Annotated in this window: 14 protein-coding genes; 12 read left to right on the forward strand and 2 right to left on the reverse strand. The window is 42.7% G+C overall.

Going from position 1 to position 12,633, the window contains the following annotated elements; genetic code table 11:
• The first annotated feature begins 194 nt into the window (after positions 1-194).
• From QYZ87_03305 to smpB, 12 genes are all read left to right on the forward strand, one after another.
• Positions 195-788 carry a hypothetical protein gene (locus tag QYZ87_03305; protein MDN4753558.1) on the forward strand — a complete coding sequence of 198 codons (594 nt, stop codon included), beginning with the start codon at positions 195-197 and terminating at the stop codon, positions 786-788.
• A gap of 107 nt (positions 789-895) precedes the next feature.
• On the forward strand, positions 896-1,909 hold the full coding sequence (locus QYZ87_03310) for an ROK family protein (GenBank protein MDN4753559.1): 1,014 nt from the start codon (positions 896-898) through the stop codon (positions 1,907-1,909).
• A 697-nt stretch (positions 1,910-2,606) separates the two neighbouring features.
• The gene (locus QYZ87_03315) at positions 2,607-3,212 is read left to right on the forward strand and encodes a porin family protein (protein ID MDN4753560.1); all 606 of its coding nucleotides are present in this window, start codon (positions 2,607-2,609) and stop codon (positions 3,210-3,212) included.
• Positions 3,213-3,218: 6 nt separating this feature from the next.
• Complete coding sequence (thiL, locus tag QYZ87_03320; protein ID MDN4753561.1) at positions 3,219-4,244, forward strand: thiamine-phosphate kinase; 1,026 nt, start codon at positions 3,219-3,221, stop codon at positions 4,242-4,244.
• An 11-nt stretch (positions 4,245-4,255) separates the two neighbouring features.
• Entirely contained in the window at positions 4,256-5,050 is a 795-nt protein-coding gene (locus QYZ87_03325) for a thymidylate synthase (protein MDN4753562.1), read from the forward strand.
• Entirely contained in the window at positions 5,047-5,547 is a 501-nt protein-coding gene (locus QYZ87_03330) for a dihydrofolate reductase (protein MDN4753563.1), read from the forward strand. Before QYZ87_03325 ends, QYZ87_03330 begins: the two co-directional genes overlap by 4 nt.
• 118 nt (positions 5,548-5,665) lie before the next feature.
• Positions 5,666-7,126, forward strand: a complete 1,461-nt coding sequence (locus QYZ87_03335; GenBank protein MDN4753564.1) for an aminoacyl-histidine dipeptidase — start codon at positions 5,666-5,668, stop codon at positions 7,124-7,126.
• A 108-nt stretch (positions 7,127-7,234) separates the two neighbouring features.
• Positions 7,235-8,266, forward strand: coding sequence for a hypothetical protein (locus QYZ87_03340; GenBank protein MDN4753565.1), 1,032 nt, complete (start codon positions 7,235-7,237; stop codon positions 8,264-8,266).
• Positions 8,267-8,269: 3 nt separating this feature from the next.
• On the forward strand, positions 8,270-8,746 hold the full coding sequence (gene rlmH, locus QYZ87_03345; GenBank protein ID MDN4753566.1) for a 23S rRNA (pseudouridine(1915)-N(3))-methyltransferase RlmH: 477 nt from the start codon (positions 8,270-8,272) through the stop codon (positions 8,744-8,746).
• A complete protein-coding gene (truA, locus tag QYZ87_03350; protein MDN4753567.1) occupies positions 8,739-9,539 on the forward strand; it encodes a tRNA pseudouridine(38-40) synthase TruA in 801 nt (266 codons plus the stop codon). The genes rlmH and truA overlap by 8 nt, the downstream gene beginning before the upstream one ends.
• A 20-nt stretch (positions 9,540-9,559) precedes the next feature.
• A complete protein-coding gene (locus QYZ87_03355) occupies positions 9,560-10,516 on the forward strand; it encodes a lysine exporter LysO family protein (GenBank protein MDN4753568.1) in 957 nt (318 codons plus the stop codon).
• Between the two features lie 44 nt (positions 10,517-10,560).
• On the forward strand, positions 10,561-11,052 hold the full coding sequence (gene smpB / locus QYZ87_03360; protein MDN4753569.1) for an SsrA-binding protein: 492 nt from the start codon (positions 10,561-10,563) through the stop codon (positions 11,050-11,052).
• A 46-nt stretch (positions 11,053-11,098) separates the two neighbouring features.
• On the opposite strand, the gene QYZ87_03365 is transcribed toward smpB, so the two are convergent.
• Together QYZ87_03365 and QYZ87_03370 are read right to left on the reverse strand one after the other, a co-directional pair.
• Positions 11,099-11,536, reverse strand: a complete 438-nt coding sequence (locus tag QYZ87_03365; protein MDN4753570.1) for a YkvA family protein — start codon at positions 11,534-11,536, stop codon at positions 11,099-11,101.
• Between the two features lie 183 nt (positions 11,537-11,719).
• Positions 11,720-12,430, reverse strand: a complete 711-nt coding sequence (locus QYZ87_03370) for a hypothetical protein (protein MDN4753571.1) — start codon at positions 12,428-12,430, stop codon at positions 11,720-11,722.
• Between the last annotated feature and the right edge of the window lie 203 nt (positions 12,431-12,633).

Raw genomic sequence — 12,633 nt, forward strand, 5'->3', positions numbered from 1 at the left:
CAAAAGAGTAAGTACAGATAAATAGAGGCAGATAGATGAATACTCACTAGAGTAGATTTGGAAATTACAAAGCACTTGCGTTTTAAATATTAATAAAAAAGTCGTAACTTAGTACCAATGTTAGGTCGTAATCCTGCCCTTTTGGCACTCACCCCTAACAGGTCAATATTTTTTAATTGATAATTATACTGATTATGAATGGATTAAAATGGATAAATAAGACCCTCCTTATTATGGGTCTTCTATTGGTTGGCTTAACCAGCTGTGGTGGTGAAAAACCAAAACAAGTGGCTGAAGTAGCTATTCAGGCTGAAATAGATGAAAACTTTGAACAGCTCTATAGCCTTCTCACTACTAAGGACAAGGAAGCCTTAACACTCGAAAATTTCCGTTCTTTCTACTCAATCCCAACTGAGCTAAAGGGTGCCTTAGAACTCATTCCAGAAGCAAAAGACATCATAAAAGCCGAAGGCTTTAAGGAAACTGTTACGGGTGAAACTGCGACCGTCATGTTTAAGCTTATCTTACCTGACACAGAGACTATGGGTAAGCTTTCTCTAAGCGATCTACAAAGTATTGCAGGCATAAAGTGGAAAAACTTAAGCGAACTGCCCCAGGAGATCCAAGACAAAATAGTCGAGGATGTAAAAAAGAATGGAATTCCTAAAAAAGAGATATCCAAGCAGATCAAACTAGTACGCGAGCAAGATGAGTGGAAGGTTGACATCAACGCTCAGAAGCAGATAAGTGAGAATAAAAAAATCAAATCCATCTATCACGAAGATTAATAAATAAGATTATTCTTATTTTAATCCTTAGTGATATATCTAGCTTGCTATAATCGATATTACAGAATAGCAAGATAAGTGATATAAAAAAAAGACACAACCCATATATGGCCACAGGAGTAAATGAAATAAAACCTTTCGTTGTCGGTGTAGATATAGGAGGCACGAATACTGTTTTTGGAATAGTAGATGCTAGAGGTAAGATCCTTCGATCTGGCTCTATAAAAACAGGAAATCATCCTATCATAGAAGACTTCATCGATGAACTAGCACGTGAGATACTAGACTTGATTGATGAAGAAGGAGGACTTGAGATGATTCACGGTGTGGGCGTAGGAGCTCCCAATGCCAACTTCTATACAGGGACGATAGATTATGCTGCCAACCTTATGTGGAAGGGTAGAATCCCTTTTGCTCACCTATTATCGAATGCCCTTAAGGGCTTGCCTGTAGCACTCACAAACGATGCCAATGCTGCAGCTATTGGAGAGATGACCTACGGTGCAGCCAGAGGGATGCGTGACTTCATTGAGATAACTCTAGGAACAGGCGTCGGGAGCGGGATTGTTGTCGGCGGAAAGTTAGTCTATGGGTATGATGGATTTGCAGGTGAATTAGGACACACCACAGTACGTCGAAATGGGCGTATCTGCGGTTGTGGAAGGTATGGTTGTCTGGAAACTTACTGCTCTGCTACAGGGGTCGCACGTACAGCTCAGGAATTTCTAAGTGCACGGGAGGACGACTCCTTGCTTCGCAAAATAAATCCTGAAGAGATCACCTCTAAGGATGTATTTGAAGCAGCTATGAAAGGGGACAAGATGGCTGAGGAGATTTTTGAGAGTACAGGAGAGATTCTTGGTGAAGCTCTCGCTAATGCCGTCCACTTCTCTAGTCCAGAAGCAATTATACTCTTTGGGGGCTTAACAAAGGCAGGTAAATTAATCCTCGAACCAACCCGGAAAAGCCTAGAGGCGAATCTTCTCCCTACATTTCAGGGGAGGGTGAAACTTCTGGTGAGTGACTTATCCGAAAGCGATGCTGCTGTATTAGGAGCAAGTGCACTAGGATGGGAGGCCACAAGAGACTTTCTGACAAAGGTAACAACGGACGCAGAATAATATAAAGATATTATAAGGCACATAGAGAGGGTAGCTTTTAGACCTATTAGGTCCAAAAGCTACCCTTTTTATTTTAGTATAATTGACTCCTATCTTTCGGTAATACCCCCGCATATCCTCCACAAAAACGTTAACGCCTTTCTAAATACCAAACACAAAGTTACTGGGAGTGAAAATCTCACGAAGACAACCTAAAAAGTACGTAAGTCTATTGCCATACGTTAGCCTTGTTAGTTCAAATACATAATTTTTTCCTTTCTGTGAAAAAATAAAACCCTAACACCTTAAGGATAAAACATATACAACAGGTAACAAAACGCAATCAAGCCAGTTACTTTCAAGTGGTAAAGAGGTGAAAATGCTAGACATATAAAGGAGAATCGCTTCCTATAGGAAAAATATTTTTTTCATATGAGAAGAAGATTTTCTTCCTATAGGAAGAAATTTGGCTCCCCCAAGTGGCCTATTCTTAAGATGTATCTTTCATTTCGTTACCCATTAGATTAACTAAGAATGAGTGCATATAACAGAGGACACTTACATCAACCAAAAACATCTTGTTCAATAGGAAATGAGCCGCCCTTCATCAATGAACGATAAAGCACTCATCAAAAAAATAATTCGGTAAGATTGAGAATTATTTTTTTCGTAAGTTTGTCTAAATAATTACGACCAAAAATATAGAGAAAGCCAAGGTATGAGGAAAATTATATTATCGCTAACCTCTCTTCTGATCCTATTGCCCGCAATTGCTCAGAAGAGATGGAGTGTTATCCCTCAAGCTGGTTTGCAGATCAGCAATATAAAAAACAATCAAGACATAGAGACAAAGCCCATAGTGGGGTACCGTGCAGGAGCCATAGGTGAGTATCAATTTTCTCAAGGCATCTTAGGAAACATTGCGGTACAGAGTGGGCTTTTTATTTCTTCGAAAGGGGTAAAAGATAATCCTCATTACGTTGTAAAAAGCCATTACCTAGAGGTGCCTCTTCTTCTGAGATTAGGCATTCATCTTACCCAAGCTATTGATATACATCTCAAGGCTGGTCCATATTTTGGATATTGGATTGCAGGACACTCAGAAAGTTATGCGCCTGATGGGGTATCGAAAAGTCACAAGGAGCCTTTCTACTGCCCCTACGATTATGGTATAGAGATGGGGATAGGTGCTACGTATCGACATCTTGTCTTTAACATCGGAGGTAACCTAGGTATGTATGACTTTTACATTGACAAAAACATTGGGGAGTATTTCAACCTCAAGAATCAGACTTTACACTTTACACTTGGATACAAATTTTAATAGATAATGAAGATAGAGGAACTAGGTGAATTTGGGTTAATTGACAGATTAACAAAGCCCTTTGGACACCCTAAAAATACCACCACTCTCATAGGCATCGGTGATGATGCTGCCCTACTAGATCAAGTAGAGGGGACAAAAACGCTGGTCAGTACCGAGCTCTTAATGGAAGGGATTCACTTTGATCTGGTTTACTTTCCTCTGCAATATCTTGGATTCAAAGCGGTTACCGCTGCTGTTTCGGACATCATTGCGATGGGAGGTACACCTCAGCAGATCCTTGTGGGGCTTGGGATTTCGACTCGCTTTCAGGTGGAAGATGTAGAGATGCTGATGAGAGGAATGCAAGACGGTGCAGAGCTGTATGGAGTAGATCTCATTGGTGGTGACACGACGAGCTCTTATACGGGTCTGACAATTAGTGTCACCGCTATTGGTAATGTAGCCTCAGGCGAACAGATCCTACGAGGTGGAGCTAAGGAGAATGACCTAATCTGTGTCACTGGTAATATCGGTGCTGCCTATATGGGACTACAGCTATTGATTAGAGAGAAAATAGCATACGATGACGGGGTGCCAGACTTTCAACCGAAGTTTGAAGGTAGAGAATATATCCTCCAACGCCAAATGAAGCCTATCGCTCGCTTGGATATCCTTCGACAGCTACAGTCTAATGGGATCCGACCAACCTCGATGATTGATATTACCGATGGATTGGCTAGTGACTTACTGCAGATTTGTAAGTCCTCTGGAGTTGGAGCAAAACTTTTCGAACAACGCCTCCCAATGGATCACGAGACGGTAGGAATGGCTGAAGAGTTTGGCTTATCACCAACAACTGTCGCCATGAATGGTGGTGATGACTATGAACTGCTCTTCACCGTACCACTTGGGATGAAAGACTTGGTCGATGCGATAGAGGACGTTCGCCAAATTGGCTACGTAACGGAACCCTCATCGGGAGTCGTCCTTGTATCAACAGGCGGCAGTGAAACGACCATCACGGCTCAAGCATTCCCCAATAGTATTTAAATCCCATTAGTATGAAACAATATAAAGATCTTCTAGAACTTGTCCTTCGAGAAGGAATAAAGAAAGAGGACCGCACAGGTACAGGTACCATCAGTATCTTTGGTCACCAAAGCCGCTATGACCTGAGTAAGGGGTTCCCACTGCTCACGACCAAGAAACTACACCTGAAGAGTATCATTCATGAGCTCCTCTGGTTCATCAGTGGTGACACCAATGTGAAGTATCTCCAAGATCACGGCGTCCGTATCTGGAATGAGTGGGCCGATGAGAATGGTGATTTAGGCCCTATATACGGAGCACAATGGAGAAGATGGAAGGATATCAAGGGACAGGAACATGACCAACTCATGGAGGCCATCCGACAAATCAAAGAGACTCCTAATAGCCGTCGCATATTAGTCAATGCGTGGAATGTAGGAGAGCTGGAGGAGATGAAGCTACCACCATGCCATATCCTTTACCAGTTTTATGTAGCCAATGACACGCTTAGTCTCCAGCTCTACCAGAGAAGTGCAGATATTTTCTTAGGGGTCCCATTCAACATTGCTAGCTATGCTCTATTACTGATGATGGTGGCACAGGTCACTGGTCTGAAACCTGGGACATTTGTACACACTCTCGGAGACGCACATCTTTACCTTAACCATATCGAGCAAGCGAAGCTTCAGCTAACTAGAGACACTCGCCCATTACCAACGATGACTCTCAACCCTCAGCGAAAAGATATAGAGGACTTTATTTTTGAGGATTTCACGCTAACCAACTATGATCCTCATCCACACATTCAAGCTAAAGTATCCGTATGAAGAGTGAATTACATTTAATAGTGGCGATGGCAGATAATGGAGCCATCGGATTAGATGGAGATATGCCATGGGGACGAAACCTACCTGCAGACCTACGTCACTTTAAGGAAACCACCATGGGACACCCCATAGTAATGGGACGAAGGACCTATGAGACCCTGCCTAAGCGTCCATTGCCAGGTAGGACAAATGTAGTGGTAACAAGGAATACAGAATATACAGCGGAGGGAGCCCTCGTGGTGCATAGCATTGAGGAGGCATTAGAGAGCGTGCGTGACGAAAAGCTCTTCCTGATAGGAGGAGGCTCTCTATACAAACAAGGGATAGAACTCTCTGACGAACTCCATATCACATTGGTACACCACTCGTGGGAGAATGCTGATACATTCTTCCCTAACATAGATCTAGATATTTGGCAATGTGTAGAGAATGAGCGACACGAGGCTGACGAGAAGAATCTATATCCCTACTCTTTCACACGCTGGATTAGAAAATAACCTGGACAAATAGGATATTTATTGTCAAAAAAGAGCTAATTTTCATCTGGAAAAGTGGGGGATATTCATTATCTTTACAGAAGTAATAATTTTTTAAACTATATATACTATAAAAAGTATGACTACACACGAACCAAAGATTGTATTTAAGTTCTTTGATGAGATTACTAAGGTACCTCGTCCAAGCAAGAAAGAAGAGAAGATGATCGCATATCTCGAAAACTTTGCTAAGGAGCACGGTATCGAAATGAAAAAAGACCACGTGGGCAATATCGTCATGAAAAAGCCAGCGACTTCAGGCTACGAAGATCGCAAGAGCATCATCATGCAGAGCCACATGGATATGGTCTGTGAGAAGAATAATGATGTAGAATTCAACTTCGAAACAGACGCTATTAAGACTAAAATAGTAGATGGCTGGTTAACAGCAGAAGGTACAACCCTCGGTGCTGACAATGGTATAGGATGTGCTACTCAGCTTGCCGTACTTGCATCGGACGATATAGAGCATGGTCCAATAGAAGCTTTATTTACCATAGATGAGGAAACAGGTTTGACTGGTGCTATGGAGCTTCAGCCTGGATTCTTCGATAGTGAAATCCTGCTTAACCTAGACTCAGAGGACGAAGGTGAGATCTTTATCGGATGTGCCGGTGGTATGGGTACTATGGCAGAGTATTACTACGAAAAAGCTTATGCTGATCCTGATCTTATCTACCTAGATATTACAGTTAAGGGCCTTTCAGGCGGTCACTCAGGTGGTGATATTCACCTACAGAGAGGTAATGCCGTTAAGATCCTAGCTCGTGCACTCTTTGGCTTAGCTGATGAAGTGGACTTCGTCCTTGCGAGCATCCAAGGTGGTAACCTGCATAATGCTATCCCTCGTGAAGCTCATGCTGTCATCGGTATCCCATCTAATCAGAAGGAGGATGTCGCTGTATTCATCAATACTTTCTCTGGGGATATCCACAATGAGCACAAGGAGTCTGATCCTAATGCTGTAGTGGTAGCTACCTCTACTGAAAAACCTGAATTTGTTATCGATGAAGAGACTACTGTCAACCTACTTTACGCACTTGTAGCTTGTCCACATGGTGTAATGGGTATGAGTCAGGTTATCCATGGTCTAGTTGAGACCTCTACCAACCTAGCAAGCGTGAAGATGCAAGAGCGTGATGGCTTCCCTGTCATCTATGTAGAGACTAGCCAAAGAAGCTCATCAGAATCTCTAAAGAAAATGGTAGGAGAGATGGTGTCAGCTGTTTTCGAACTATCAGGTGCAGTCGTTTCTGAGCGTGACGGTTACCCAGGTTGGGAGCCTAACCCAGAGAGCGAAATCATGGAAGTCGCTAAGAAGACTTATCATGATCTGTTCAATAAGGATCCTGAAATTAAGGCGATCCATGCTGGACTTGAGTGCGGACTATTCAAGGAAAAATATCCTCACCTAGATATGATCAGCTTTGGTCCTACTATGCGTGACGTACACTCACCAGATGAGCGTATGGAGATTAAGACCGTTAAGATGTTCTGGGATCACTTACTTATGATTCTAAAGAATGCTCCTAAGAAGTAATCCTAACCTCTTAGACTAAAGTTGCATCTAAAAATGTACACAGCCACTCGGTATCTTCAGCCACATAGGCACAGAGTTACCGAGTGGCTTTTATTTATTATATTGATAATGTCTCTAGGTATCCACAATAGAGCTAACGCACAAAACCCAAAAACTAAGGAGGAGTCCGTCAGGGTGATGTTCTACAATGTCGAAAACCTATTCGACACCATTGACGATCCCGAGACGGATGATAAGCAATTCCTTCCTGATGGCATATACCACTGGGATACAAAACGATACAGACAGAAACTAAAGCATATAGCTTGGGTTATTTCCAACATTTCTGGTTGGGATTACCCTGGCATAATTGGGTTAGTAGAGATCGAAAATGATCTTGTCATAAAGGACCTCCTGAAGCAACCTTCTCTTAAAAACATTCCGTATCAATATGCTGTAACGAAGGGTGCAGATCCACGGGGGATCGATGTGGCTCTCCTATGGGATAGCCGACGCTATCGCATGGTGCATGCTAATGAAGTACCACATTATGGGAGACCACTGAATTATAGTTTGGGCCAAGATCCTAGACCGCTGGAAGAGAGGGATGGAACAGGTCGTAACTCTCTATGGATTACACTGCAGAATAAAGCTAGTCGGAAGATGATAGATGTCTTTGTGGTCCACGCACCAAGCCGCAGGGGAGGTGTTCGCCCGACAACAGCCAAACGCTCTGAGGTGATAGAGAAGATTCAGCGTATTATTGCGAAGACCAAAAAGAGTCACAAGGATAGTCGTATCATTGTGATGGGCGACTTCAATGACAATCCCTCTAGTATCCCGATCAAGAAAGTACTCCAAGCACGTAAGATTGAGCCTAAGGACTCCATCTTTGACTCTATGCAACTCTATAACCTCGCCTACCCCATTGAGCGTGAAGGTGGGGGTACACACTGCTACTCGGGACGGTTATGGACTCCTGATCAGATCATTGTCTCAGGGAACCTACTCAATGAGATTCCACAGAAACGTATTCAGATATTCAAGCACTCTGAACTATGGAATGCTAAACGCAAAATCATGAATAGGACCTATACGGGTAATTTTTATAAAGGAGGATATTCTGATCACTTACCCGTTTTTATTGATATAAAGCTATAGCCTATGCAGGGGATTAAGTTACTATTTGTCGGTCGCACAGACAAATCCGAAATCAGAGCCCTCATGCAAGAGTATGAGAAGCGTCTCTCAAGATTTATCCAACTAGAAATACAGGAGCTACCTGACATCAAAACCCGGAAAAATCTAAGTCATGACGAGCAGAAGAGACTAGAAGGAGAGATGATACTATCTGCTGTAGCTCCGCAGGATGATGTCATCCTAATGGATGAGCACGGCAAGCAACCCACATCCATAGAACTAGCAAGGATTTTGGAGCAGAAAACCCTCACGGTACCCAAGAGACTCATCTTTGTTATCGGTGGTCCATATGGCTTTTCACAGGAGGTATATCAAAGATGCCCACAAAAGCTATCCCTCAGTAAGCTAACCTTTTCACACCAGATGGTGCGGCTCTTCTTGATTGAGCAGATATACAGAGGCTTCACTATTCTTCACAATCACCCATACCACCATGAATGATCACGATACCATGGCTCGCTATGTCCTAACGCTCCAATACGATGGGACTGATTTTGTTGGTTGGCAAAGCCAACCTAGCGGCAGAACCATACAGACCACCATCGAGGAACGCATTCAGACCATCCTAAGAGAACCTCTACCCATAGTAGGAGCAGGTCGTACCGATACTGGAGTCCATGCCCGCAAGATGATGGCACATATAGACTTCTCAGAGTCAAGAGAGGAAGAGCTACCTGAGCTATTCTTCCGACTCAACCGTTTTCTGCCACACGACATCGCTATATGTTCACTCCACAAGGTCTCTCCCGAATTCCACGCACGATTTTCCGCCACATCAAGGACCTACAGATACTATATATCTCTAGTCAGAAGCCCCTTTACGAGACATTTCTATACTTACGTCCCATGGGCATTGGACTTTGAGTTGATGAATGAAACTGCTCAGTCACTACTTGGGACAAAAGATTTCACCACATTTTCCAAGAGTCATACAGATGTGTACACACACATCTGTCAGGTCAAGTGTGTCCAATGGAAAGCACTAGGTAATGACACTTATTGCTTTGAAATCACCGCCAATCGCTTTCTTCGCAACATGGTGCGTGCTACTGTCGGAACTCTTATGGATGTGGGGAGAGGAAAAATAACAAAAGCCGAGTTCATTAAGAGGCTTGACTTAAAAGATAGGACACAAAATATAACCACGGCCCCAGCAACAGGACTTTTCCTAGAGGAGATTACCTATCCAGAAGAGCTGATAGGAGACCTTCTATGGAAAGCATCGGCTGAGTAAACCTCTATAAGCTCACAGATATGTTGAAGATTGTAGGCATTATGCTTCTCGGAGTCCTCCTTGGGTGGCTCCTCCGTAAGCGACAATTCCTCTATACCCAGAAAAGCATTACCCTACTCATCTGGCTACTTCTCTTTACTCTAGGATTAGAAGTAGGTTCAGATGAAGATGTGATCACGAACCTCCCCTCGCTTGGAGGACAAGCCGTTGTGATTGCACTCACAGCAAGCATCGTGGCCATCTTAGCAGGCTGGGTACTATGGAAGATCGGAAAGCGTGAAGACCCTTCCCATAAGGGTGAACGGTTAGTAAAGGATGCCGAAGAAAGCCAACGACGTCCCCTACTCTATAGAATATGGGAGCAGTTTGGAGATAACCTGATCATCCTTCTCATCTTCGCCCTCGGTATCATTGTAGGGATCAATGGCAAGATGCAGGAAATCGTACAAGCAGGAGTCAGCATCGTGATGCTCTACTGCCTGATGTTTGCCGTCGGGTTCAGTATAGGAAATAACTCAGAGACACTAACACAGTTCAGACATATACCACCCCGCTTTCTAATGCTGCCCTTCTTCAGCATAGTAGGCAGCCTTATAGGTGGGGCTATAGCGGGACTGATACTTCATCAAAATTTATATACCACCATTGCAGTCAGTTCCGGACAGGCCTACTACTCACTATCAAGTGTAATCATCACGGAGCAGGTAGGAGCAGCATTAGGAGCTGTGGCACTCCTCTCAAATATCTTCCGAGAGCTCTTCACGGTACTACTCGCCCCTATTATTGTTCGCCTCTTTGGTCCCCTAGCCCTTATCTCATCAGGAGGAGCCACCACAATGGATGTCACCCTTCCATTCGTCCTAAAGTCAGCTGGTCCACAATACCTAGTCACCTCTATCTACAGTGGATTTGTCTGTGATTTCAGTGTCCCATTCTTAGTCACCTTCTTCGCCTCAAAGGCCATACCACTTCTATAATCCCCCTAAAAATGTTATCTTTGTAAGCTAAGAGAGAAGATGTTATGGCTAAGAAAAAAAAGAATGATAATAAGATCAAAGCGGGAGCACGTGTCTTGATAAAGAATAGACGTGCCACTTTTGATTACGAAATACTTGACACTTACACTGCTGGGATCATGTTACTGGGTACGGAGATTAAGTCCATACGACTCGGTAAGGCTTCCTTGGTAGATACTTTCTGTATCATCGATCATGGAGAAGTGTGGGTAAAGAATCTCTACATCGCCGAATACTTCTTTGGTTCATATAACAACCACAACGAACGAAGAGATAGGAAGCTACTACTGAATAAAAAAGAGATTAGAGCTCTCGAGCAGGATACGAAAGATTCAGGCTTCACTATTATTCCTCTCAAACTATTTATCAATGGAAAAGGTCTTGCAAAACTAGAAATAGGCCTTGCAAGAGGTAAGAAACAGTATGACAAACGTGAGTCCATCAAGGAGAGAGACACCAAGAGAGAGCTAGCCCAAGTACTAAAGCATAGATACTAACATCACATCTCCTTACCGAGATGGATAACATCACTTGAGAGTCATACTACCACAGTGTAGGATGGCTCTTCTTTTTGCTATGTGTCAAAGCATTATAGGCATCCACAGCCTTAACTTCCAACTCCGGAGTCATATAGTCATTTACCAACTTCAGTACATAGGTCACGACCACCAAGTCGTCAGAAAAACCTATAATCGCTGGTAAAAAATCTGGTATCAAATCTACTGGAAGGATAAAATAGCCCAACGCCCCCATAATGTACAGCTTCGTACGCATAGGAGTACTCTTCGCCTGGAGGACGAAGTACAGCTTAAAGATTGGTAAGAGCACCACTTCGCCTAAGACCCCAGCTACCGATAACAACTTATCGTACAAGCTCATCTCATCATAGTTTGGGACATACTTATACAGATCATTCGGCTGTATGTTCTTTAATAACGCGTATGCTCTCTTAGAGTATTTAAGTATATTTCTTTTCTTCATCACCTAATCATCTTTCATACTAGTAACACATAACAATATTACCCAATAATGATGAATTAGTAAAATCCACAAGGGCAATAACCTTTACTATCAACATTTTACATAACAAACACTCACACGTTCACACCACTCATAAAGCTTTTGTCGACAAGAATCTTATCCATTAGAGCCATCGCCCTTTCCTCAAATCACCTTATCGCCAATCAATCCCACGAGAAACCCAAGTGTGGCACCTAGCGAAATAAAATGATTCTTCTTCATTTGACTCTCTGGGATAATATCCTGGATGAGTAAGTACAGAATACCACCGCTAGAGAATATCATCAGATGAGCAGTCAGATTAGGAGAGTCAGATAATAAAAAATATCCGATAAGTGCTGAAAAGACTCCAAAGAAACTCAATATAAAAAAGCTCATCAACGTCTTTTTGGGTGAAAAATCCCCCGCTACTAGATCCCTATAGGCATTAAACGACTCAGGTAAATTCTGAACCCCGATAAATAGAGCCAGCAAAGTAGCCATACGCATATCGGTTGCAAAGACAGCACCGAGAGCAATTGCCTCCGGAATGAAGTCCAGCATCATGGCTAATAGGGTTGCCAACTTTCCCCCTTTCTTGGATAAGTATTGATCTAAAAACATAAATACCACTGCTCCCGAAAGGAATGTTACGATCATAGGCACCAATGACAGTTTTTCCATCCCCTCTGGAACTAATACCAATGCCACAGCTGATAATATGATACCTGCACCGAAAGACATCATAGTGTGAGTGATTTCGGTTTTCGTTGTTGACTTCTCCGGAAATTTTTTATTGAAAAAATAGGCAATAATCCCACCTATAAAGACCGTGATACCGGCTATCCAAGAATATAGAATAATTAATTTAGTCATACTTATTGCTATTTAATAGTGCGTAAACACGCATAAAGATAGTTATTTTTTAAGAATCCATCCTCCCACATTCCTTCCCCGAGCTAGTAAAGGCTATCTACCTTACAATTCGAAAGCCACTAGAAACTATATCGCAGGGATTCACTACGAAAACAAAAAATAGTACCCATAAACCACTCACATAAAGAGATGTAAGATATGTA

This window comes from Porphyromonadaceae bacterium W3.11 (genome assembly GCA_030434245.1).
In the GTDB taxonomy this organism is placed as follows: domain Bacteria; phylum Bacteroidota; class Bacteroidia; order Bacteroidales; family Porphyromonadaceae; genus Porphyromonas_A.

Excerpts from the sequence above, each read along its gene's own strand:
- QYZ87_03305 (MDN4753558.1), top strand. The coding sequence starts at position 195 with ATGAATGGATTAAAATGGATAAATAAGACCCTCCTTATTATGGGTCTT.
- QYZ87_03310 (MDN4753559.1), top strand. The coding sequence starts at position 896 with ATGGCCACAGGAGTAAATGAAATAAAACCTTTCGTTGTCGGTGTAGAT.
- QYZ87_03315 (MDN4753560.1), top strand. The coding sequence starts at position 2,607 with ATGAGGAAAATTATATTATCGCTAACCTCTCTTCTGATCCTATTGCCC.
- thiL (MDN4753561.1), top strand. The coding sequence starts at position 3,219 with ATGAAGATAGAGGAACTAGGTGAATTTGGGTTAATTGACAGATTAACA.
- QYZ87_03325 (MDN4753562.1), top strand. The coding sequence starts at position 4,256 with ATGAAACAATATAAAGATCTTCTAGAACTTGTCCTTCGAGAAGGAATA.
- QYZ87_03330 (MDN4753563.1), top strand. The coding sequence starts at position 5,047 with ATGAAGAGTGAATTACATTTAATAGTGGCGATGGCAGATAATGGAGCC.
- QYZ87_03335 (MDN4753564.1), top strand. The coding sequence starts at position 5,666 with ATGACTACACACGAACCAAAGATTGTATTTAAGTTCTTTGATGAGATT.
- QYZ87_03340 (MDN4753565.1), top strand. The coding sequence starts at position 7,235 with ATGTCTCTAGGTATCCACAATAGAGCTAACGCACAAAACCCAAAAACT.
- rlmH (MDN4753566.1), top strand. The coding sequence starts at position 8,270 with ATGCAGGGGATTAAGTTACTATTTGTCGGTCGCACAGACAAATCCGAA.
- truA (MDN4753567.1), top strand. The coding sequence starts at position 8,739 with ATGAATGATCACGATACCATGGCTCGCTATGTCCTAACGCTCCAATAC.
- QYZ87_03355 (MDN4753568.1), top strand. The coding sequence starts at position 9,560 with ATGTTGAAGATTGTAGGCATTATGCTTCTCGGAGTCCTCCTTGGGTGG.
- smpB (MDN4753569.1), top strand. The coding sequence starts at position 10,561 with ATGGCTAAGAAAAAAAAGAATGATAATAAGATCAAAGCGGGAGCACGT.
- QYZ87_03365 (MDN4753570.1), bottom strand. The coding sequence starts at position 11,536 with ATGAAGAAAAGAAATATACTTAAATACTCTAAGAGAGCATACGCGTTA.
- QYZ87_03370 (MDN4753571.1), bottom strand. The coding sequence starts at position 12,430 with ATGACTAAATTAATTATTCTATATTCTTGGATAGCCGGTATCACGGTC.